The organism is Streptomyces sp. NPDC002144 (assembly GCF_053593695.1).
Genome location: NZ_JBSFDB010000039.1, coordinates 21,363 through 41,674 on the forward strand (window position 1 = coordinate 21,363; position 20,312 = coordinate 41,674).

Genomic DNA, 20,312 nt, shown 5'->3' on the forward strand with positions numbered 1-20,312 from the left:
GGGCGAGCCACAGCCCCCGCCGCCCGAAGCCGCGCGGCCCAATCCCGGGAGGAATCCCCGACATGGCTGACAGCCGCACTCTCTCCCAGCCTCCGGCCGGTGGCACACCCACCGTCCTGGTCATCGGCGGGGGCGCCTCAGGCAACGCCGTCACCATCCTGCTGCGCCGCGCCGGCATCGCCGTCGACCTGATCGAGGCCAAGCCGGACTGGAACGCCACCACCGGCTCCGGCATCACCCTCCAGGGCAACGCCCTGCGGGTCCTGCGCGAACTGGGCGTGTGGGAACAGGTGAAAGCCTCTGGATACGCCTTCGGCTCGCTGGGCGTGACCACCCCCGACGGCACCGTCCTGTTCGTCGCCGAAGACATCCAGACCGGCGGCGAGGACCTGCCCGCCACCCTCGGCATGCAGCGCCCCCAGCTGCAGCAGATCCTTATCGACACGGTCCGCGCCTCCGGCGCCGGCGTTCGTCTCGGCATCACCGCCGAAGCGCTGGAGCAGGACGCCGACGGCGTGTCGGTGCGCTTCAGTGACGGCAGCGAGGGCCGCTACGACCTGGTGATCGGCGCCGACGGAGTCAACTCCGCCACCCGCGCCGCGATCGGCATCACGGACAAACCCGAGCCGACCGGCATGGCCATCTGGCGCATCGCCGCCCCGCGGCCCGAGAGCGTGACGCGCACCGACCTCGCCTACGGCGGCCCCGCCTACATCGCCGGCTACTGCCCCACCAGCGAGAACACCATCTACGCGTACGTCGTCGAAGGGTGCCGCGACCGCGCCTCCATCGACCCGGCCACCTACGCCGACGAGATGCGCCGCCTGGCGCAGAGCTACGGCGGGGTCTGGCCGGAGATCACCGAGCACATCACCGACTCGAAGAAGGTCAACTACACCTGGTTCGACCGCCTGCTGGTCGAGGACTCCTGGCACCGGGGCCGGGTCGTGCTCATCGGCGACGCCGCCCACTGCTGCCCGCCCACCCTGGCCCAGGGCGCGGCCATGTCCCTGGAGGACGCCCTCGTCCTCGCCGAGCTGCTCGGGGCCGTGGCCGACGGCCGGGACTGGGACGACGAGCTGCTCCAGGCCTACCACGACCGCCGCATTCCCCGGGTGCGCACCGTCGTCGAGGCGTCCCTGCAGATCGGCCAGTGGCAGCTGGACGGTGTGCGCGACGCCGACATGGCCGGGCTGGTCGCCCGCACCATGAACCTCCTCAAGGAGCGGCCGTGACCCCCACCGCATCCTCCGTGCCGACCATCGACGTCCACGCCCACGTTCTGCTCCCGGAGGTCGAGGAGGCCGTCGCCGGTCATCCCGGTCTCGCCGAGGCCCGCGCCCTCGACGCGCGCCGCAACGGCCCGGCGGCCCTGGCAGTGAACGGTCCGATGGTCGGCGCGCGCGTGCCGCAGCTGACGGACGTCGCGGTGCGCCTGACGGCCATGGACGCTCAGGGCGTGGACATCCAGCTGGTCAGCCCCTCGCCGTCCCACTACCACTACTGGGCCGAGCCCCACCTGGCCGAGAAGGTCTGCCGACTGGCCAACGAGGGCACCGCCGCACACTGTGCGAAGGCTCCCGACCGCCTGCACGGCCTGGGTCTGGTCCCGCTCCAGCATCCCGACCTCGCGCTCGGTCTGCTCGACCACGCCCTGGACCAGGGGCTGAGGGGCGTGGAGATCTCCTCGCACGCGCCCGGCCACGAACTGTCGGACCCGGCGTACGAAGCCTTCTGGTCCCGTGCGGAGGAGACAGGCGCCCTGGTCTTCCTGCACCCTTTCGGCTGCTCCCTCGACGAGCGGCTGGACCGGTGGTACCTGTCCAACACCGTCGGCCAGCCCACCGAGAACGCGGTCGCCCTCTCCCACCTGATCTTCTCCGGCGTCCTGGACCGTCATCCGGGCCTGAAGCTGATCGCGGCGCACGGCGGCGGCTACCTGCCCACCCACATCGGCCGCTCCGACCACGCCTGGCGGGCCCGTCCCGACGCCCGCGGCTGTGAGCGGGAACCGAGCAGCTATCTGAAGCAGCTGTACTTCGACTCCCTCGTCCACGACCCTCAGGTGCTGCGGGAGTTGCTGCGAGCGGTCGGCCCCGAACGGGTCCTGCTCGGCTCCGACTTCCCCTTCGACATGGGCACCGACGACCCGCTCGGCGCGCTGCGCGCCGCGGACCTGCCCGACGCCGACTTCCACTCCGTCCGCGGCGGAAACGCCGCCGCTCTGCTCAACCTCGTCTGAGGAGTTCCCCCCATGAACAACCGCCTGCTCACCCACCTCCGCCACGTCGACCTCGCCGTACCGGACTACGACAAGCAACTCGACTTCTACGCCGGCGTCTGGGGCCTGACCAAGGTCGCCGAGGACTCCGGCATCTCCTTCCTCGCCGCCGAGGGCAGCCCGGAGCAGTACGTCGTCCGGCTGCGCAAGGCCGAGGAGAAGCGCCTCGACCTCGTGTCCTACGGTGCCGCGAGCCCGGCCGACGTGGACACGCTCGCCGAGCAACTCCTCGCCGGGGGCGTCCAGCTGATCCACCAGCCGGGCAAGGTGGAAACACCCGGCGGCGGTTACGGCTTCCGCTTCTTCGACGTCGACGGGCGCACCATCGAGGTCTCGGCCGACGTCGAGGTGCGGCAGCACCGCAAGATCGAGGAGAAGGAGTCGATCCCGGTCAAGCTGTCGCACGTCGTCCTCAACTCGCCGGATCTGGACAAGACCAAGGCGTGGTACGAGGAGCACCTCGGCTTCCGGCTGTCCGACACGCTCGGCCATCCGCACATCGGCGACGTCATGCACTTCATGCGGATCAGCAACCAGCACCACTCCATGGCCATCGCCAAGGGCCCGCACACCTCGCTGCACCACATCTCCTTCGAGATGCGCGGAATCGACGAGTACATGCGCGGCTCCGGCCGTGTCATCCGTTCCGGCGCCCGCAAGATCTGGGGGCCGGGCCGGCACATGGCGGGGGACAACACCTTCACCTACTTCCTCGACCCGCACGGCAACACGGTGGAGTACACGACGGAGTTGGAGCTGCTGGACGAGGACACCTGGCACCCGCACGTCTACGACTTCTCGAAGCCCGAGGTCACCGACCAGTGGGGCACCGCCAACCCCATGAACGAACTGGTGACCAAGGAGTCGTTCAACGACGTCGACCGCGGCGTCTTCGTCGCTCCGCCGGTCTGATCGGCGCAGCCTTCAGTCCCCGGGGGTGCGGTTGCCCTGTCAACTGCCCTGACTCCCATGCCGCACCCCCGGCCTTCGTGCACCCTTCACGCCGACAGCCGACAGGAAACCGTTATGCGTTTCGCCGCGTACGAGTACCGCAACCGACGCCACGTGGCCGTCGTTTCAGAGGACGGCACGCTCCACCCCCTGCCCGGTGTCAGCTCACTGACCGGCCTGCTCGCCGAGGGCGGCGGCCTGCCCGAACTGCTCGACGCGGGCTCCGCGACCCTCGACGTCCCGGCCGGCCCCCACATCTCCGATGTACGACTGCTGGCGCCGCTCCAGCCGCCCACCGTGCGGGACTTCGTCACCTTCGAGGAACACGTCGAGGGCGTACGGCGGTCCGTGGACGGGGCTGCCGGGGTACCGGAGCGGTGGTACGCGGCCCCGACGTTCTACTTCGGCAACCCCTACGCGATGTACGGGCCGCACGACGACATCCCGATGCCGCCGGGGTCGAGCGTCCTCGACTTCGAGCTGGAGGTCGCCGCGGTGATCGGAAAGGAGGGCCGCGACCTCACGCCCGAGCAGGCCCGTGACCACATCGTCGGCTACACCGTCTTCAACGACTGGTCGGCACGGGACCTGCAGTCAGCCGAGATGAAGGTCGGCCTCGGCCCCTGCAAGGGCAAGGACACCGCCACCACGCTGGGTCCTTACCTGGTCACCGCCGACGAGCTGGCCAAGTACCGCGACGCGGACGGCTTCCTGCGCCTGGCGCTCACCGCCGAGATCAACGGCGAGGTCGTCGGCAAGGATCTGCTGTCCAACATGAGCTGGACCTTCGAGGAGATGGTCGCCTACGCCTCGCGCGGCACGGTCGTCCGCCCCGGTGACGTCCTCGGTTCCGGGACCTGCGGAAACGGCGGCTGCCTCGCCGAGCTGTGGGGTGTACGGGGTGAACAGTCCCCGCCTCCCCTGAAGCCCGGCGACACGGTCACCCTCACCGTCGAGGGCATCGGCTCCGTCTCCAACACCGTGGTGGCCGGCCCGGACCCCATGACCGTTCCCGTCGCCCGACGCCGCACGAGGGAGCGGCCGTGACCGATCTCCATCCCAAAAGGCTCCTCGGCCGGGTCGTCGTGGTCACGGGCGCGGCAGGTGGCCAGGGCGCCGCGGAGGCCGAGGCGCTGGCCCGCGAGGGCGCCCGGGTGATCGCCACCGACGTCTCGGAGTCACCCGGCTGCCGCCGTCTCGACGTCACGAACGAGAAGGACTGGGCGGAACTCGCCGCCGACCTGCGTGAGGCGTACGGGCAGGTGCACGGCCTGGTCAACAACGCGGGCGTCACCTGGCGGGCCCGGATCAGCGACGTACGCCCCGAGGACATGGCCCGGGTCCACGCGGTCAACGTCACAGGACCGCTGCTGGGCATCCAGTACCTTGCCCCACTGATGCCACCCGGCTCCTCGATCGTGAACGTCGGCTCGTCCGCGGCGCTCACCGGCCACTACCCGGTCGCCTACACGGCCAGCAAGTGGGCGCTGCGCGGCCTGTCGCGGACCGCCGCCATGGAACTGGGGCCCGTCGGCATCCGCGTGAACATCGTCCACCCCGGCTTCATCGAAACGGACATGACCGCCTCCGCGGCGCCCGGCTTCCGAGAGGCGAACGTCCGCGAGACACCGCTCGGCCGCACCGGAACCGTCGACGAGATCACCCCGCTCGTCGTCTTCCTTCTCTCCGACGAGGCGTCCTTCATCACGGGGGCGGAGATACCGGTCGACGGCGGACTCACCGCGCACGGCGGCGCCAAGTCGATCTCTGACGCCCTGCGCACGGACGCCTGAACCGGCGACCACGCAGGAAAGCCACGACAGAAAGGCCCTCTCTCTCATGGACAAGGTCCGCGCGAGCGCCGCCGAGGCGGTCGGCGACATCCCCGACGGCGCGTCGCTGGCCGTCGGCGGCTTCGGCCTCAGCGGCATCCCCGCCGTGCTCATCCAGGCACTCCACGCCCAGGGCACCACCGGCCTGGAGGTCGTGTCGAACAACTGCGGTGTGGACGGGCGCGGACTGGGAGTCCTGCTGGCCGACGGCCGGATCGCCCGTGTCACGGGCAGTTACGTGGGCGAGAACAAGGAGTTCGCCCGTCAGTACCTGTCGGGCGAGCTGGAGGTGGAGCTGGTGCCGCAGGGCACGCTGGCCGAACGGCTGCGCGCCGGGGGAGCGGGCATCCCCGCCTTCTACACCCCGGCAGGGGTGGGCACCCAGGTGGCCGTGGGAGGGCTGCCCTGGCGTTACCGGCCAGACGGCACGGTCGCGGTGGCCTCCCCGCCCAAGGAGACCCGCGACTTCAACGACCGTACCTACATCCTGGAGCACGGCATCACCACCGACTTCGCCCTCGTACGGGCCTGGCGCGGCGACCGCCACGGGAACCTGGTCTTCCGTAAGTCCGCCGCCAACTTCAACCCGCTGGCCGCGATGGCGGGCAGCATCACCATCGCCGAGGTGGAGGAACTCGTCGAGCCGGGCGCGCTGAGCCCGGACGACATCCACCTGCCGGGCATCTTCGTCCAGCGGATCGTGGTCCTCACCCCGACCGAGGCCGCCGACAAGCAGATCGAGCACCTTTCCCTTTCCGCGTCTTCGACACGAGGGGCCGTACGCGCATGAGCACCACCCTGGAAACGCGGCTGGGCTGGACCCGGGACCAGATGGCCGCCCGCGCCGCCGCCGAACTCACCGACGGCTCCTACGTCAACCTCGGCATCGGCCTGCCCACCCTCATCCCCGGCCACCTGCCCCCGGACGTCCATGTGGTCCTGCACTCCGAGAACGGCATCCTGGGCACAGGCCCGTACCCGACCGAGGCCGAGGTCGACCCCGACCTGATCAACGCGGGCAAGGAGACCGTCACGGTGCTGCCCGGGGCCTCCTTCTTCGACTCGGCCCTGTCCTTCGGCATGATCCGGGGCGGCCACATCGACACTGCCGTGCTCGGCGCGATGCAGGTCTCCGCCGCAGGCGACCTGGCCAACTGGATGATCCCGGGCAAGATGGTCAAGGGCATGGGCGGCGCGATGGACCTCGTCCACGGCGCCCGCCGCGTCATCGTCCTGATGGAACACACCGCCAAGGACGGCAGCCCGAAGATCCTCACCGAATGCACCCTGCCGCTCACCGGCGAACAGTGCGTCCACCGCATCATCACCGACCTCGGCGTCCTCGACGTCACACCCGAGGGCCTCGCCCTCGTGGAATGCGCACCGGATGTCACCGCCGAGGACATCGCCGCCCGCACCGATGCACCTCTGATCGCTCGAATCTGAACGTCGTCGACGACATCGGCCTGCTGCCGGTCCCGCCAGACGCCGCTGAGGGCTTCTACCGCCTCGTCGACGCCGCCTACGAACGACGCTCGGTCGCCGTCAGCAGCAACCTCTATGTGCTCTCGCCGAACTCGCTTCACGGTTCGGAGCCCAGGGCGGCCCCTCCTGGGCAAGCCGTCGACGCACCTCCCGGATCCGTACCTGACGTTCATCGGATCTCCTGGTGCTGGCCCCCCTCTCCGCCGCGAGCGCACGGGCGGCACTGCGAGGTAGGCGGAGTCGCTCTGCACGGCACGATGCACTCCTAGGCCTGAACGACGGGCGGCCCGAGGCAAGCGCGTCGGGCCGTCCCCGGCACGGTCTCCACCCTGGGCCGAGTGGCTTGCCGAGGCGGCGGTGAAGTCTGCGATCTTTCCAACCGACAGGCGGCGGCCGTCCGTCGTCCGAGCCTCGCGGGTACCGTCCCGGCACCGACGGCAGGCGGGGTGCCGCTGTGCGGTCGATGAATGCAGGGATTGTTACCGCGTATGGCGGTCTGCCGTTCCCCCACCGAGCGGTGTCGCGGCGTCGCCCGCCGGTTGCTTCGAGAGGCGGAGGAGGAAGGGGACGGGGGCGGGAATGTGCTCGTACGGGGTAAGCGTGCGGGACGACGCGGGGCGGTCCGGCGCGCTGCTTGAGGAAGGGGCAACGGGATGCAATTCGACGACGATGCTGCTCTGGACACATCCGAGGTCGAGGACGGTCGGGGGGGTGCGCTGGGCGGGATCCCGGGCGGCGGGAAGACCGTCGGTGGGGGACTGGTCGGGCTCGTGGTGCTGGTCGTGTCCGTGCTGTTGGGTGTCGACCCCGGTCAGTCGTCCCAGAGGGCCGGACGCGAAGGGCGCCAGTGCCACGGCCTCGCCGGTCGGAAGAAAGGTGGCTGGGCCGTTCCGTACCGTCGGCTTCAGTCGAAGTCGGTGGCGGGCTCGGTCGCGTAGCGGCTCATCGCATCGATGTTGGACTGTCGCGTCAGCGGCCGGCCGTCGGCGAACACCTCCTGGAGGTCTCGGAAGTATTGCACGTACAGATCGGGGGTGAATGTGCTGAGCATGACGGCGGGCTGGTCGGTCACGTTGGCGAAGGTATGCGGGGTGCCTGGCGGAACCATCACGAGCGTGCCCGCGGTGGCGTCGTAGTCCTCGGCCCCGACGGTGAACCGCACGGTGCCGGAGAGGACGTAGAAGCCCTCATCGTGTTGGGCGTGGCGGTGCTGCGGCGGTCCCTGGGTGCGCGGGGCGAGGACGGACTCGGCGATCGCGAGGCGGTGCCCGGTGTGGCTGCCGTCCTCCAGAACGCGCATGCGCGTGGTACCCAGAACAATCGTCTCACCGGCGCCGGGACCCACCACCCATACGGCGGGGTCGGCCTGCGGCTCGCTGGGCTTTGCCTTTTCGGTCATGCTCACGAGTGCACCGCCGTGACCCCGCCAGTGTCCAAGACCCATCCCGCAGCGCCGATACTTCGTGGGTATCGTTGCAGCGTGGAGCTACGGACCTTGCGCTACTTCGTGGCGGTCGCCGAGGAACTCCACTTCGGCCGGGCCGCCACCCGACTGCACATGAGCCAGCCGCCGCTGAGCCGGGCGATCAAGCAGTTGGAGGCCGACATCGGGGCCCTGCTCTTCGCCCGCTCGCCCACCGGCGTCACGCTCACGCCGGTGGGCATGGTGCTGCTCGACGAGGCGCGAGCCCTGCTCGACCACGCCGACCGCGTCCGTATACGCGTCAGCGACGCGGCTGTCGGCGCCGCGACGATCACCGTCGGCATCCTGGGCGACGGCACCGACCCGGGAGCAGCCAGGCTGGCCGCCGCCTACCGCCGAAACCACCCCGGCATCGACATCCGCATTCGCGACACCGACCTGACCGACCCGACGTGCGGGCTGCGCGCCGGACTGGTCGACGTCGCCCTCACCCGGGCGCCGTTCGACGAGACCGCCCTGACGGTGCGTGCGCTGCGAAGCGATCGGGTCGGCGTGGTCCTGCGCGCCGACGATCCGCTGGCCCGCCGCGACCAGCTGCGGCTGGCCGAGCTGAGCGACCGCCGCTGGTTCCAGTTCCCCCAGGGCACCGACCCCATCTGGCAGTCGTACTGGAACGGCGGCAGGCCGCGCGAGGGACCAATGGTGCGCGCCGTCCAGGAATGCCTACAGGCCGTGTTGTGGAACGGCACGGTCGGCCTGGCCCCTTTCGGACACGACCTGCCCGCGGAGTTCGCCGTGGTACCGCTGATCGACATGGTGCCGAGCCGAGTGGTGGCAGTATGGAACGAAGGTGACACCAACCCGTTGATCCGATCCTTCGTCGAGATCGCGACAGCCGCGTACCGCCACTGAACGCTGCAACCGGTGCTGCCGTATCCCTTGACTTCCTCCGCCGCCTAAAGGCGGGGGATTCCAGCCGGTTCGCCGAGCCCTTCGCCTTGCGCGACAGCTCCCGCTGCGCGCGGGCGAGACGGGCGCGATCCCGGCGCTCGTGCCGGGGGTTCTCCGCCGTCGCGCAGATGCTCCACCGGCACGGCTTCAGCCATCAGGTCCCCGTCCGCCGCGCGATGGAGCGTGACGAGGACGCCGTCACCGGCTGGGTGAAGGAGACCTGGCCGCTGGTGGAAACACCGTGGCGGCGCTCGGAGCCTGGCTCTGCTGTCGCCGGTCAGGGCAGCGTCCAGAACCGGACCGTGACGAGGTAGAAGACGACGACCCAGAAGACCATCGCCACCGCGACGATACCGAGACCACGGAGGGTGGCCCTGGCCGGTTCGTCCGGTGCCGGCCGCAGCCATCGCCCGAGCATCGGGTTCACGTAGTAGGGCATGGTCAGGAAGCTCATGAGGAAACTCGACAGCAGGTTGCCCACGAGCAGGCCGATCCAGAGCGGCATGTGCAGCGGGGACAGAGCAAGCGTCAGCAGCACGACAGTCGGGTACAGGCCGACCCAGACCGCGATGGAGGTCCTGGTCTCGGAGGGTGGCGACGGTGCCTCTTTGCCGTTGCCCTCGAAGGCGAACCAACTACCGAACGAGTTGTCGATCGTATGCAGTTGGAAGTCGCTGAATTTCTCGCCCTCGGCCAGGATCCGCTGCCGTTGGGACGACGTCAGCCACGCGTCGAGGTGTTCCGCGCTGTCGTAGCGGTACAGCGTGGTCCATTCCTCCTGAAGCCCCTCGATGGGGCGGAAGAGCTCGGTCCCGCGAAACCCCTCGAACTTGCTCTCCTCCTGGACCATGTGGTGCTGCCAGGCGAGGAAGTCGTCGACCTGGTTCGGGGAGACGCGGTGAGTGACCACCACGGTGACCAGCGGATCGAGTGACTGGGTGCCGCTGCTGACCACCTGCTGGGTCGCTGGACCGTCGAAGTACTTGGCGCCGACGTCGAGATACGTCTGCCTGGTCGCGCTGTTGATCCACGCCTGAAGATGCGCCACCGAGTCGAACCGGTACACGACGACCCAATCGGACTGCAGCGCCGTCGGCGGGGAGATTTCGGCGCCGAGGAACCCGGGGTAGTAGGCGGCCGCGGCGTTGAGATTCTCCTGCCATGACTCGAATTCCCGCTCCATCCCGGACAGGACCTTCTGGCCGATGATCGCCGTCGCCGCGGCGGCTACGTTCTTTTCGGTGTTCATCGGGATTCCTCCGTGGATACCCCCGCCTTCAGGCGGGGGAGGAAACGGACTCCTGCGGAGCAGGGCAGGAAAAGCCGATGCGCCGCCAGGGCGGATCGGCGTTCACCCCCAACCACCCGCAGGTAAGGGGTATTTTGTATGCCGTCCGGCGGGCGATAACCAAGCCGGCCGGGCCTACCGCCGGGCTGGCGGGATGTCAGGTCTGTGGAGCTGGCGTAAGACTGCTGGGCGTACGCACGTCCCTTGCCGTTAATTCGGGGCAGCTGCTGTCTGAGAAGCAGAAAGCTCAACCCGCGGGGGAAGAATCTCCCGACTTCAGCTGGGGGAGAAGTCAAGGTGGCTCAACCTGTCGACACCGGCTGCTCCGCAGGGAGTCGGCCGTAGATGCGTTCCGGGGTCAGCGGCAGCGCACGGTAGCGGACACCCGTGGCGTCATGCACTGCGTTCGCGAGCGCGGGGGCTACTGGGTTGATGCAGCATTCCGCCATCCCCTTTGCCCGCAGGGGCCCGACCGAATCCGCCGAGCCCACCAGGAGGACCTCGGTACGGGGGATGTCGGCATAGGTGGGGATGCGGTAGTTTCGGAGGTTCGGGTTGACCATGGCGCCGTTGCCGTCGACCTGATGGTTCTCGGTCAGCGCGAAGCCGATTCCCTGGGCGACACCGCCCTCCACCTGTCCCCGAACCTGCGCCGGGTTGATGATCACCCCGGCGTCGGTCGCCTGCACGCTGTACAGGATCTGTATCTCACCCGTCACGCGGTGTACGGCGACCCGGAACCCCTGCGTGTTGGAGGTGACGCTCCGGGGTGAGCCGTATGCCTTGCGGGCGGCGGTGAAGCGGATTCCACGTCTCCGGGCCAGCGCGACGAGTTCGGCCAGCGACACCCGCCGGTCCCCGCAGACGACACCGTCGTCGTCCATCGTGCACATCACGACATGGACGCCTGTGTGCGCGGCGGCGAATTGCAGAATGCGGTCGCGCACGCCATTGGCCGCCCGCAGGACCGCATTGCCCGCCACGAAGAGGCCCGCGCTGGCGAAGGCACCGGTGTCGAATCCCGTGCGGTCGGTGTCGGACTGCACCAGACGGATCCGTGACGGCGTCGTGCCCAGCTGGTTGGCCGCGATCTGGACATGGGCCGTGGAGGTTCCCTCCCCGAACTCGGTGGTGCCGACGGCCAGTTCGTAGATGAGATCATCGCCCAGCGTGACCCATGCCTCGGAGAGGTGGTCCGTCGGGGGCGCGGTCTCGTGCAGGGAACTCGCCACGCCGGCTCCGACGAGCCACTCGGGGCCGGGGGGCAGCTGGTCGGCCGTACGCGCCAGGGCGTCGCCCACCAGGTCGATGCACCGGGCGAGGCCGTCCTCGGTGAAGATCACGTCGTCGGGGCCCTCGTGCATCGCGAGCAGAGGCTCACCCGGCCGCACAATGTTTCGCCGGCGCAGTTCGAGCGGGTCGATGTGCAGGGCGTGGGCCAGTTCATCCATCGCCGACTCCACGGCGAACGCCGGCTGCGTCATGCCGTAACCGCGCAGCGCCCCGCTCGGCACGGTGTTCGTGTAGACGGAGTATGCGTCGTACTTCTTGTTGGGGCAGCGGTAGATCATGACGGCGGCTCCGCCCGCGTACAGTGTTTCGCCGCCGTGGTTCCCGTAGGCGCCGGTGTTCGACACGTTGCGTACCTGGAAGGCGGTGAGCGTTCCGTCAGCCTTTGCGCCGAGCTTGACCGTCAGGCACATCGGATGCCGCGGCGAGGCCGTGGTGAACTCCTCCTCACGGGTGTACTCGAAACAGGTGGGCCTTCCGGTGTCCAGGGTGGCGAGCGCGACCAGGTCCTCCGCGATCACCTCCTGCTTGCCGCCGAATCCGCCGCCGACGCGCTTGCAGAACACCCTCACCTGGTCGGGACGCAGCGCGAACAGGAACTCCAGCTTGACTTTCGCGATCGAGGGCGACTGGGAACTGGTGCGGACGTTCAGCCGACCGTCCTCCATCCAGGCGATGGAACCGTGGGTCTCCAGATGTGCGTGCTGCACCCGCGGTGAGAAGTACGTGCCTTCGTGGATCACGTCGGCCGCGGCGAACCCCGCGTCGACGTCACCGATGTGCGAGTGGAGTTCGACCAGGATGTTGTGGCCGGGGTCGCGGACGAACGGATCGTGGGAGCCGTGCAGCTGGGGTGCGCCGTCGGCCATCGCCGCCTCCGGGTCGAACACCGCCGGCAGCACCTCGTACTCGACCGCGAGACGCCGGCAGCCCTCCTCGGCCGCCCCGATCGTGTCGGCCAGGACCGCGGCGACGCGCTGACCGGCGAAGCGGACCGTGTCGTCGAGGATGTAGGTGTCGTCCGGGTCGACCAGGTGGTCGGTGTGGATCGCCGTGGTGAAGCGTCTGCGGGGTACGTCTTCCCAGGTGTAGACCCGATGCACGCCGGGCACCGCGAGGGCGGCGCTCTTGTCGATCGAGAGGATCCGGGCGTGGGCGTGGGGCGAGTGCAGCACCTTGAGGTGCAGCATGCCGTCGATGCGCGTGTCCATGGTGAACTCGGCGTGACCGGTCACCACGTCATGGCCCGCGGGTGCGCCGACGCTCGTCCCGACGGCCTTGCCCGGTGCTGCCGTCTCCACCGCACTGACGCCCTTCACGGCGTCCTCGATCGCCCGGTATCCGGTACAGCGGCAGAGGTTACCCTTCAACGCCCGTGGCAGATCTGACTTCTGGTCCTCGGTGAAGGTCGCCGACGTCATGATCATCCCTGCGGTGCAGAAACCGCACTGGAACCCCGGGGCGTCCTTGAACTGCCGCTGCATGGTATGCAGGGCGCCTGGTCGCCCAAGGCCCTCGATCGTGGTCACCTCGCAGCCGCCCGCGCGGAAGGCGGGGGTGATGCAGCTGTGTACCGGTACGCCGTCCAGCCACACCGTGCAGGCGCCGCAGTCGCCCGCGTCACACCCCTTCTTGACGCCGAAGTGGCCGAGTGCGCGCAGGAACGTGCGCAGACACTGGCCCGGGGCCGGTTCCCGGTCGAATCTCCGGCCGTTCACGATGTAGGTCATGGCAGGTCCCCAGCTGTGAGTTCGCGGCGGATCTCTTCGGCGAAGTGCCGTGACAGGTGCAGACGGTGGTCGGGGGTCCCGTTGGGATCGGCGAACCAGACGTCGGCAGGCACGGCGTCGATGCTCTGCCGCAGGGTTTGGGCATCGGGCAGGGACACGAAAGCGATGCGGACCGGCCGTGTGGTGCCAGCGGTGACGGTGAGCAGCAGGTCATTCGCTCCCGGACGTTGCGTGCCGACGAGGAACACCGTGGAGCGGCCGAGCCGGGTCAGCGTAAAGCGACGGTGCGCGGCGCGTTTGCGCAGCGCGTACTCCGGAACGGTGATGCGCCGGAGGATCTCCCCGGGGGCGAGAATGTTGCGGTGGTCGCCCGTGACGAAATCGAGGGCGTCGACGAAGCGTACGGAGCCGTCGGGCGCCCACAGCTCGTACCGCGCCTCGAGCGCGACCGTCAACGTGATCATTGGGCCTGCGGGCAAGGACATGCAGATGTTTCCGCCGACGGTCGCCGCGTTCCAGACCTTGAACGAGGACAGGAACGCCTCGCAGCTCTTCCGGAAGAGAATTCCGGCGGTCCAGGTCTCCGGCCATGGAAAGGCGTACAGCTCGCGAATGGTGCAGGTGGCGCTGATCTCCAGACCCTCCTCCGTCGGAACAAGAGGCTCCCAACGCAACGCCGTCAGGTCGATCAGCCGTCGCAGGTCCGGCTGCTCCGTTGAATAGAGCCATGTTCCGCCTGCGAGCCAGGCGTCGCCCTCGCGCCAGTCCATGCCTGGCTGCTCGGACGGCTGCCGGATTACTTCGGTGATGGTGTTGAGGTCCATGAAAACCGACCTACGGGAGAACGGACCTACGGGAAGGCAACGTCCCCTGGGGCTGTTGGCGTGGATTTCCCGCTGACCGAGCGGGTACCACCGTGCCGCACAGTCGGGCGGCCGAGCCGCGAGGGAACGGCGGGCTCACACAGTTTTGCCTCAGTTTATCGCAGCATGCGGATGACGGCCCGCCCGAAGACAGCTGAGAGTGGCCGACGCGCTCCGGACAGTCACACCGGTGTACTTGCGCCGCTGACCTGGGCCTCCCGCCCCGCCCAGACCGGGCGCGTAGTGTGCTGCGCCAGAAATCGCGGGCTTAAGAACTCCTGACAGAATGCTGCAACTAACCTTGCAATGGTGGTGCCTGATGGGGCGTTAGCCAACACTTGACTTCCTCCCCCGCCTCACCACATAGGACACCGTCTTAGGCGGGGGAGGAAGTCAATCCGGGCTGCGATCGGGCGCGCCGGTACGCAAACCGTCCATGACGAGGTCGAGGAGGCGGGCGGCGCGTGGTGGCCAGTCTTCGGTCGGAGTCATCTGCCACAAGCCCGCGATGGCGAGAAGGAAGTCGTCGGCATGGACCCCGGGACGGATGGTGCCCGCTTCCTCGTTGGTACGCAGCAGGAGCTCGGCTGCCTCGGCAATGGGAGTGGGCGAGGGCTTCGAGGGGCCTCCGGGCGCACTCGTGGCGAGGCGGATCGCATCGGCCAGGCCCGCCTTGGTCATGGCGAACTCGGCCAGCCGGTCCATCCAAGTGCGGAGAGCCCGCTGAGGCGGCAGCTCCAGGAGCAGTTGGTTCGCACTGTCGGCGACCTGCCGCATCTCATGACGGTAGATCTCCAGGATCAGGGTCTCGCGGTTGGGGAAGTTGCGGTAGAACGTGCCCTGGCCCACTCCCGCCTTCTTGGCGATGGAGCTGAGTGGCGCGTTCGGAGACTGCGTCAGTTCACTCAGAGCGACACGCAGAATGCGTTCACGATTGCGCTGCGCATCGGAGCGTAGAGGAGTGCCCTTTTTGTCTTGCACTTGTCACTCCTTAAGGCGCGTGGCCGAAGCGCACCCTTGCTAAGTGGACAATCGTCCGCTACGTTTCCCAGTACCGGACAATCGTCCGGTTGGAGTCCATTCTAGCTGCTGCCATGGCCTGACCGTCCGTCCGCTGCTGCCGTCAGCGCTGTCCGTCCACCGTCCTGCCCAGTAGTTCGTCCCGCCCTACGAGAGCCCGACCGGCATTTCCCACTCGCCAGCCTTTTCACCAGCGATCAGCCCACCCCTGGCAGGCAGCCACCACCACTGCGGCGCCCCCTCCGAGGGGCCGCTGAACCCGGCACTCCCGGGGCCCACTTACGTCAACAACAGAACGTCGCAAGGAAATCGCTCATGACCTTACTGACGTCCAGCGTCATCACCCTGCACATCAACGGCGAGAAACACACCCTGCCCGTCGACCACCGCACCACCCTGCTCGACGCTCTACGCGAGCGCCTTGACCTGACCGGCACCAAGAAGGGCTGCGACCAAGGCCAGTGCGGTGCCTGCACCGTCCTGATCGACGGCCGCAGGTCGGTCTCCTGCCTGCAGCTCGCGGTTGCCGCCGAAGGACGTGAGATCACGACCATCGAGGGCGTCGCGGACGGCGACCGACTGCACCCGGTGCAGCAGGCGTTCCTCGATCTCGACGGCTACCAGTGCGGCTACTGCACACCCGGACAGATCTGTTCGGCGATCGGCATGCTCGCGGAACACGCTGCCGGTTGGCCCAGCGCCGCTTCCGGCGACATCCGTCCGACGGCCGGACCGACACCGCTGACCACGGATGAGATCCGTGAGCGAATGAGCGGCAACTTGTGCCGCTGCAGCGCCTACACGTCGATCGTCGAGGCCGTCGCACGAGCGACCGAGACCGCCGACCCAGCAAAGGCGGCCGCACCAGTGCAGTCCGGGGCGAGCGCATGAAAGGGTTCGACTACCGCAGGGCGCCCGACGTGGCGGGCGCCGTCGCCCTCCTCGACAACACCCCAGACGCGCGCTACCTTGCCGGCGGCACCAACCTGGTCGATCTGATGAAGAGCGGCGTAGAGCGTCCGGCCCGCCTCGTCGACGTACGGGAACTTCCCCTGGACCGCATTGAGCCGTCCCCGGACGGCGGACTCCACATCGGCGCGACGGTCTCCAATAGCGACCTTGCCGCCCATCCCGAAGTACGCAGCCGTTACCCGATGCTGGCCCAGGCGGTGCTCGCCGGTGCATCCGGTCAGCTGCGCAACATGGCCACGGTCGGCGGCAATCTCCTCCAGCGCACCCGCTGCGCCTACTTCACGGATACCACCAAGCCGTGCAACAAACGCGCCCCCGGCAGCGGCTGCCCCGCCCTCAGCGGCGAGCACCACAACCACGCCATCCTCGGCGCGTCCGAGAGATGTGTGGCCGTGCACCCCTCGGACATGGCCGTCGCTCTGACCGCCCTTGACGCAGTCGTGCACTACGAAACCGCCCAAGGGCAGGGCGAATTGCGGCTCGATCAGCTCTATCTGCCCGTCGCCGACACCCCGCACCGAGAGACGGCCCTGCCGGCAGGTGCTCTGATCACTGGTATCTCACTGCCACCTGTGTCGGTCGCGGCTCACTCCCAGTACCGCAAGGTCCGCGAGCGCGCCTCCTACGCCTTCGCGATCGGTTCCGTCGCCGCCGCCCTTGACGTCCGCGACGGAGTCATACTCAACGCACGCCTCGCGTTCGGCGCGGTGGCGTCCCGGCCCTGGCGCGCCCGTATTGCCGAGCGGGCCCTGATCGGGGCACCGGCGACTGCCGAGACGTACGCGGCCTCCGCGGAGGCGGAACTGGCCGCGGCACGGCCGCTGCCGCACAACGGATACAAGGTGACCTTGATGCGCAACTTGACCGTGGCCGTGCTGAGCGAGCTCACCGAGGCGGTCGCCCGATGACCACCACTGCACAGACGGCAGCCGTGCGCGCGGTGGGCAGCGGTCACGTGAGAGTGGAGGGCCGGGACAAAGTCATTGGCGCGGCACGCTACGCGGGCGATATTCCTTTCACCGAACTTGCCTACGGATGGCTGGTGTTGTCCACCGTCGCGCGCGGCCGCATCCGTGACATAGCCAGCGCCCCCGCGCTTGAGATGCCCGGTGTCCTGGCTGTTCTGGACCACCGCAATGCGCCACGCCTGGAAACCGACTTCGTCGGCATGCTGGGCACCAGGCCCGACCCCACCTGCGCAGTCTTTCAGGACAACACCGTGCCTCACGTCGGCTGGCCCGTGGCCCTGGTCGTCGCGGAGACGCCCGAGCAGGCGCGGGAAGCGGCCGAGGCTCTGGCCGTCGAATACGAAACGCTGCCGCACGACATCGAGTTCACAGGAGACCACCCGGACTCCCACCCAGTGGACGGTCACATGCCCGCCGTGACCGACAAGGGCGACCTGGAGGCGGAACTGACCGCCTCGGCAGTCGTCGTGGACGAGGAATACACGACGCCGGAGGAGCACCATCATCCCATGGAGCCCCATGCAGCAACCGCCCGTTGGGAGGACGGCCGGCTGGAGGTGGTCGACTCCAATCAGGGCTCCTCCTGGGTGGTCAGCGAGCTGGCGAACCTGTTCTCGCTGGATCCCGCGTCGGTGCGGGTGCGTTCGGAGCATGTCGGCGGGGGCTTCGGCAGCAAGGGCGTACGCGCTCACCAGGTGGCGGCTGTGATGGCGGCCACGGTCCTCCAGCGTCCGGTGCGTGTCGCTCTGACTCGGTCTCAGATGTTCGCGCTGGCCGGGCACCGCAGTCCCACCGTTCAGCGGATCAGGCTCGGGGCCTACGCCGATGGACGGCTGCGTGCCCTTGACCACCGCTCGGTGAGTCGTACCGCCACGGTGTACGAATTCGTCGAGGCGAGTGCCGGCGTGGCGCGGGTGATGTACGACGCCGACGCCCACCACACCGAGAACCGCGTCGTACGCCTCGACGTGCCCAGCCCCACCTTCATGCGCGCGCCGGGCGAGGCTCCGGGGGCTTTCGCCCTGGAGTCCGCCCTCGACGAACTCGCCGAGAAGTGCGGGATCGACCCGATCGAACTGCGCCTGCGCAACGAACCGGACAAGGGCCCTGTCTCCGGCCTGCCCTTCGCCAACCGCAACCTGCGCGCCTGCTTCGAGGAGGGCGCCCGCCGCTTCGGCTGGGCCGAGCGCGATCCCAGGCCGGGGGTGCGGCGCGAGGGCCGATGGCTGCTGGGTACCGGGACCGCCGCCGCGTCCTTCCCCGCGGGCGCCGCCCCCTCCACTGCCGCCATCACCGCCGAGCCCGACGGCCGCTTCACCGTGCGGATCTCGGCGGCCGACATCGGCACCGGCGCACGGACCGCGCTCACCCTCGTCGCAGCCGATGCCCTCGACGTCCCACCCGAGCAGGTGACGGTGCTGATCGGTGACAGCGAGTTCGGCTTCGCGATGATCGCGGGCGGTTCGATGGGCACACGTTCTTGGTCCATGGCCGTCATCGCGGCCGCCCGCGATCTGCGCGAGCGACTCGTCCCCGGTACGGCGATGCCGCCCGAGGGAATCACTGTCCGCTCGGACACCACGGCCCAGATCGCCGCGCTCGCGAGCAGGGAACGACATTCTTACGGAGCCCAGTTCGCCGAAGTCGCGGTGGACCCGGCTACAGGTGAGGTACGGGTACGACGCATGCTCGGCATGTTCGCCGCCGGCCGCATCGTCAACCCGCTCACCGCGCGTAGCCAGTTCACCGGCGGCATGATCTGGGGCATCTCCATGGCGCTGCACGAAGAAGCTGTGCGCGACCCGGCCTTCGGCGGCCCGGTCGGTGCTGACCTCGCCACCTGTCACGTGGCTACGCACGCCGACGTCCCGCGGATCGAAGCGGACTGGGTGGAAGACACCGATCCCGACGACCCCGTCGGCATCAAAGGCATCGGCGAGGTGGGCGTCGTCGGCGCCGCGGCCGCCATCGCCAACGCGGTCTGGCACGCCACCGGCATACGGCATCGCCGCCTGCCCATGCGCCCGGACCGCGTCCTCACGGCGGCAGGCAACGATGCTTGACCTGCTTGCGGAACTGAAGGACTGGCTCCACGAGGGCCGTGACTTCGCCGTCGCCACCGTGGTCTCCGTCGGCGACAGCGCTCCACGCGGCCCCGGTGCCGCCCTCGCCGTCGACCGTGCGGGCACCGTCATCGGATCGGTGTCCGGCGGCTGCGTGGAGGGCGCGGTCTACGACCTATGCGCTCAGGTGCTGGAGACGGGCCAGAGTGTCGTGGAGCGTTTCGGCTACAGCGACGAGGATGCCTTCGCCGTGGGCCTTACCTGCGGTGGCGTCCTCGACGTGATGGTCACACCTCTGCCCGCGAAGGCGCCGGCCAGGGCACTGTTGCAGTCCGCCCTGGACGCCATGGAGCGGGATGAGCCGATGGCCCTCGTACGAGTGGTCGAAGGGCCGCCCGAGCACCTCGGCACCACTTTCCTCGTCCACGGCAATGGCTCCACAGAAGGCAGCCTCGGGATCCACGAGGACCTTGACCGCACGGCCGCGGAGCACGCCCAGGCCGCCCTCGATGCCGGCCGCACGGGCACGGTCGAGCTGTCGCCGGACGGCTCCTCCTGCCCCGCGGGGCTCACCTTGCTCGTCGAGGCCGGTACACCGCCGCCGCGGATGATCGTCTTCGGTGCGGTCGACTTCGCCGCGGCGCTGGTTCGGGCCGGGAAGTTCCTGGGCTACCACGTCACGGTGTGCGACGCCCGGCCGGTGTTCACCACACAGGCACGCTTCCCCGACGCGGACGAGGTCGTCGTGGACTGGCCGCACAGATATCTGCGGGGCACCCGGACCGACGCGCGGACTGTCCTGTGTGTCCTCACTCACGATGCCAAGTTCGATGTTCCCCTGCTGGAGGTCGCGCTGCGGCTTCCCGTCGCCTTCGTGGGCGCGATGGGTTCACGACGCACCGATGCCGACCGAAAGCGCAGGCTGCGTGAAGTAGGTCTGAATGACGCAGAGTTGGCTCGCTTGAGGTCGCCCATCGGGCTCGACCTCGGGGGCCGTACGCCCGAGGAGACCGCGCTGTCGATCGCCGCGGAGATCGTCGCGTCACACAGAGGCGGAACCGGCCGTTCACTGACCGATACAGAAACACCGATCCACCACGGCGCAACGGCCCGCTCCGACCTGTCGTCCGACCTCCCTTCACTGCCGAACGCGGTTGCGGGCACCGCTTCCTAACACTCCAGCAGCACTTCGCTG

General features: G+C 68.9%; 17 protein-coding genes and 3 pseudogenes. 15 read left to right on the forward strand and 5 right to left on the reverse strand.

The genetic code is table 11. The annotated features are described in order from the left end of the window. Positions 1–62: 62 nt before the first annotated feature. The 9 genes and pseudogenes from ACWCQ1_RS39385 to ACWCQ1_RS39425 all read left to right on the forward strand — a co-directional run. On the forward strand, positions 63–1,235 hold the full coding sequence (locus tag ACWCQ1_RS39385; RefSeq protein WP_133042181.1) for an FAD-dependent oxidoreductase: 1,173 nt from the start codon (positions 63–65) through the stop codon (positions 1,233–1,235). Next, on the forward strand, positions 1,232–2,242 hold the full coding sequence (locus ACWCQ1_RS39390) for an amidohydrolase family protein (protein ID WP_358610877.1): 1,011 nt from the start codon (positions 1,232–1,234) through the stop codon (positions 2,240–2,242). Before ACWCQ1_RS39385 ends, ACWCQ1_RS39390 begins: the two co-directional genes overlap by 4 nt. 12 nt (positions 2,243–2,254) lie before the next feature. Continuing rightward, positions 2,255–3,193 (forward strand): VOC family protein, encoded by a 939-nt coding sequence (locus ACWCQ1_RS39395; protein WP_133042179.1) that lies wholly within the window; start codon positions 2,255–2,257, stop codon positions 3,191–3,193. A gap of 114 nt (positions 3,194–3,307) precedes the next feature. Beyond that, positions 3,308–4,279: a fumarylacetoacetate hydrolase family protein gene (locus ACWCQ1_RS39400; RefSeq protein WP_133042178.1), complete on the forward strand. Its 972-nt coding sequence runs from the start codon at positions 3,308–3,310 to the stop codon at positions 4,277–4,279. Further along, complete coding sequence (locus ACWCQ1_RS39405) at positions 4,276–5,025, forward strand: SDR family oxidoreductase (RefSeq protein WP_451028538.1); 750 nt, start codon at positions 4,276–4,278, stop codon at positions 5,023–5,025. Before ACWCQ1_RS39400 ends, ACWCQ1_RS39405 begins: the two co-directional genes overlap by 4 nt. 46 nt (positions 5,026–5,071) lie before the next feature. After that, the gene (locus ACWCQ1_RS39410; RefSeq protein ID WP_358610883.1) at positions 5,072–5,854 is read left to right on the forward strand and encodes a CoA transferase subunit A; all 783 of its coding nucleotides are present in this window, start codon (positions 5,072–5,074) and stop codon (positions 5,852–5,854) included. A 20-nt stretch (positions 5,855–5,874) separates the two neighbouring features. Next, positions 5,875–6,510, forward strand: a complete 636-nt coding sequence (locus ACWCQ1_RS39415) for a CoA transferase subunit B (RefSeq protein ID WP_133042598.1) — start codon at positions 5,875–5,877, stop codon at positions 6,508–6,510. Next, positions 6,498–6,626: pseudogene (locus ACWCQ1_RS39420) on the forward strand (ATP-binding protein); the annotation flags it as partial. The gene ACWCQ1_RS39415 and the pseudogene ACWCQ1_RS39420, both read left to right, overlap by 13 nt. 576 nt (positions 6,627–7,202) lie before the next feature. Then, a pseudogene (locus tag ACWCQ1_RS39425) lies at positions 7,203–7,364 on the forward strand (KPN_02809 family neutral zinc metallopeptidase); the annotation flags it as partial. A gap of 89 nt (positions 7,365–7,453) precedes the next feature. On the opposite strand, the gene ACWCQ1_RS39430 reads toward ACWCQ1_RS39425, so the two are convergent. Then, entirely contained in the window at positions 7,454–7,948 is a 495-nt protein-coding gene (locus tag ACWCQ1_RS39430; protein WP_451028539.1) for a cupin domain-containing protein, read from the reverse strand. An 81-nt stretch (positions 7,949–8,029) separates the two neighbouring features. Here ACWCQ1_RS39430 and ACWCQ1_RS39435 point away from each other — a divergent pair, with 81 nt between their 5' ends. Together ACWCQ1_RS39435 and ACWCQ1_RS39440 are read left to right on the forward strand one after the other, a co-directional pair. Further along, positions 8,030–8,884 (forward strand): LysR family transcriptional regulator, encoded by an 855-nt coding sequence (locus tag ACWCQ1_RS39435; RefSeq protein WP_451028540.1) that lies wholly within the window; start codon positions 8,030–8,032, stop codon positions 8,882–8,884. 131 nt (positions 8,885–9,015) lie between these two features. After that, positions 9,016–9,193: pseudogene (locus tag ACWCQ1_RS39440) on the forward strand (helix-turn-helix domain-containing protein); the annotation flags it as partial. Between the two features lie 7 nt (positions 9,194–9,200). Here the strand turns inward: ACWCQ1_RS39440 and ACWCQ1_RS39445 are convergent. From ACWCQ1_RS39445 to ACWCQ1_RS39460, 4 genes are all read right to left on the reverse strand, one after another. Then, positions 9,201–10,172, reverse strand: coding sequence for an antibiotic biosynthesis monooxygenase (locus tag ACWCQ1_RS39445; RefSeq protein ID WP_451028541.1), 972 nt, complete (start codon positions 10,170–10,172; stop codon positions 9,201–9,203). 341 nt (positions 10,173–10,513) lie between these two features. Beyond that, positions 10,514–13,231, reverse strand: coding sequence for a molybdopterin-dependent oxidoreductase (locus ACWCQ1_RS39450; protein ID WP_451028542.1), 2,718 nt, complete (start codon positions 13,229–13,231; stop codon positions 10,514–10,516). Beyond that, on the reverse strand, positions 13,228–14,055 hold the full coding sequence (locus ACWCQ1_RS39455) for an FAD binding domain-containing protein (RefSeq protein ID WP_451028543.1): 828 nt from the start codon (positions 14,053–14,055) through the stop codon (positions 13,228–13,230). Before ACWCQ1_RS39455 ends, ACWCQ1_RS39450 begins: the two co-directional genes overlap by 4 nt. Before the next feature lie 432 nt (positions 14,056–14,487). Then, positions 14,488–15,075 carry a TetR/AcrR family transcriptional regulator gene (locus tag ACWCQ1_RS39460; protein WP_133049581.1) on the reverse strand — a complete coding sequence of 196 codons (588 nt, stop codon included), beginning with the start codon at positions 15,073–15,075 and terminating at the stop codon, positions 14,488–14,490. Between the two features lie 354 nt (positions 15,076–15,429). Between ACWCQ1_RS39460 and ACWCQ1_RS39465 the strand changes: the two genes are divergently transcribed. Genes ACWCQ1_RS39465 through ACWCQ1_RS39480 form a run of 4 tightly spaced genes read left to right on the forward strand, consistent with a single transcriptional unit; the run spans position 15,430 to position 20,291 of the window. Further along, on the forward strand, positions 15,430–16,005 hold the full coding sequence (locus ACWCQ1_RS39465) for a (2Fe-2S)-binding protein (protein WP_451028544.1): 576 nt from the start codon (positions 15,430–15,432) through the stop codon (positions 16,003–16,005). After that, entirely contained in the window at positions 16,002–16,994 is a 993-nt protein-coding gene (locus tag ACWCQ1_RS39470) for an FAD binding domain-containing protein (protein WP_451028545.1), read from the forward strand. The genes ACWCQ1_RS39465 and ACWCQ1_RS39470 overlap by 4 nt, the downstream gene beginning before the upstream one ends. Further along, positions 16,991–19,117 (forward strand): xanthine dehydrogenase family protein molybdopterin-binding subunit, encoded by a 2,127-nt coding sequence (locus ACWCQ1_RS39475; RefSeq protein ID WP_451028546.1) that lies wholly within the window; start codon positions 16,991–16,993, stop codon positions 19,115–19,117. The genes ACWCQ1_RS39470 and ACWCQ1_RS39475 overlap by 4 nt, the downstream gene beginning before the upstream one ends. Next, a complete protein-coding gene (locus ACWCQ1_RS39480; RefSeq protein ID WP_133049585.1) occupies positions 19,110–20,291 on the forward strand; it encodes an XdhC/CoxI family protein in 1,182 nt (393 codons plus the stop codon). The genes ACWCQ1_RS39475 and ACWCQ1_RS39480 overlap by 8 nt, the downstream gene beginning before the upstream one ends. Positions 20,292–20,312 lie beyond the last annotated feature (21 nt).

Coding starts and splice junctions, on each gene's coding strand:
- ACWCQ1_RS39385 (WP_133042181.1), top strand. CDS start 63: ATGGCTGACAGCCGCACTCTCTCCCAGCCTCCGGCCGGTGGCACACCC.
- ACWCQ1_RS39395 (WP_133042179.1), top strand. CDS start 2,255: ATGAACAACCGCCTGCTCACCCACCTCCGCCACGTCGACCTCGCCGTA.
- ACWCQ1_RS39400 (WP_133042178.1), top strand. CDS start 3,308: ATGCGTTTCGCCGCGTACGAGTACCGCAACCGACGCCACGTGGCCGTC.
- ACWCQ1_RS39410 (WP_358610883.1), top strand. CDS start 5,072: ATGGACAAGGTCCGCGCGAGCGCCGCCGAGGCGGTCGGCGACATCCCC.
- ACWCQ1_RS39430 (WP_451028539.1), bottom strand. CDS start 7,948: ATGACCGAAAAGGCAAAGCCCAGCGAGCCGCAGGCCGACCCCGCCGTA.
- ACWCQ1_RS39445 (WP_451028541.1), bottom strand. CDS start 10,172: ATGAACACCGAAAAGAACGTAGCCGCCGCGGCGACGGCGATCATCGGC.
- ACWCQ1_RS39450 (WP_451028542.1), bottom strand. CDS start 13,231: ATGACCTACATCGTGAACGGCCGGAGATTCGACCGGGAACCGGCCCCG.
- ACWCQ1_RS39455 (WP_451028543.1), bottom strand. CDS start 14,055: ATGGACCTCAACACCATCACCGAAGTAATCCGGCAGCCGTCCGAGCAG.
- ACWCQ1_RS39465 (WP_451028544.1), top strand. CDS start 15,430: ATGACCTTACTGACGTCCAGCGTCATCACCCTGCACATCAACGGCGAG.
- ACWCQ1_RS39470 (WP_451028545.1), top strand. CDS start 16,002: ATGAAAGGGTTCGACTACCGCAGGGCGCCCGACGTGGCGGGCGCCGTC.
- ACWCQ1_RS39475 (WP_451028546.1), top strand. CDS start 16,991: ATGACCACCACTGCACAGACGGCAGCCGTGCGCGCGGTGGGCAGCGGT.
- ACWCQ1_RS39480 (WP_133049585.1), top strand. CDS start 19,110: ATGCTTGACCTGCTTGCGGAACTGAAGGACTGGCTCCACGAGGGCCGT.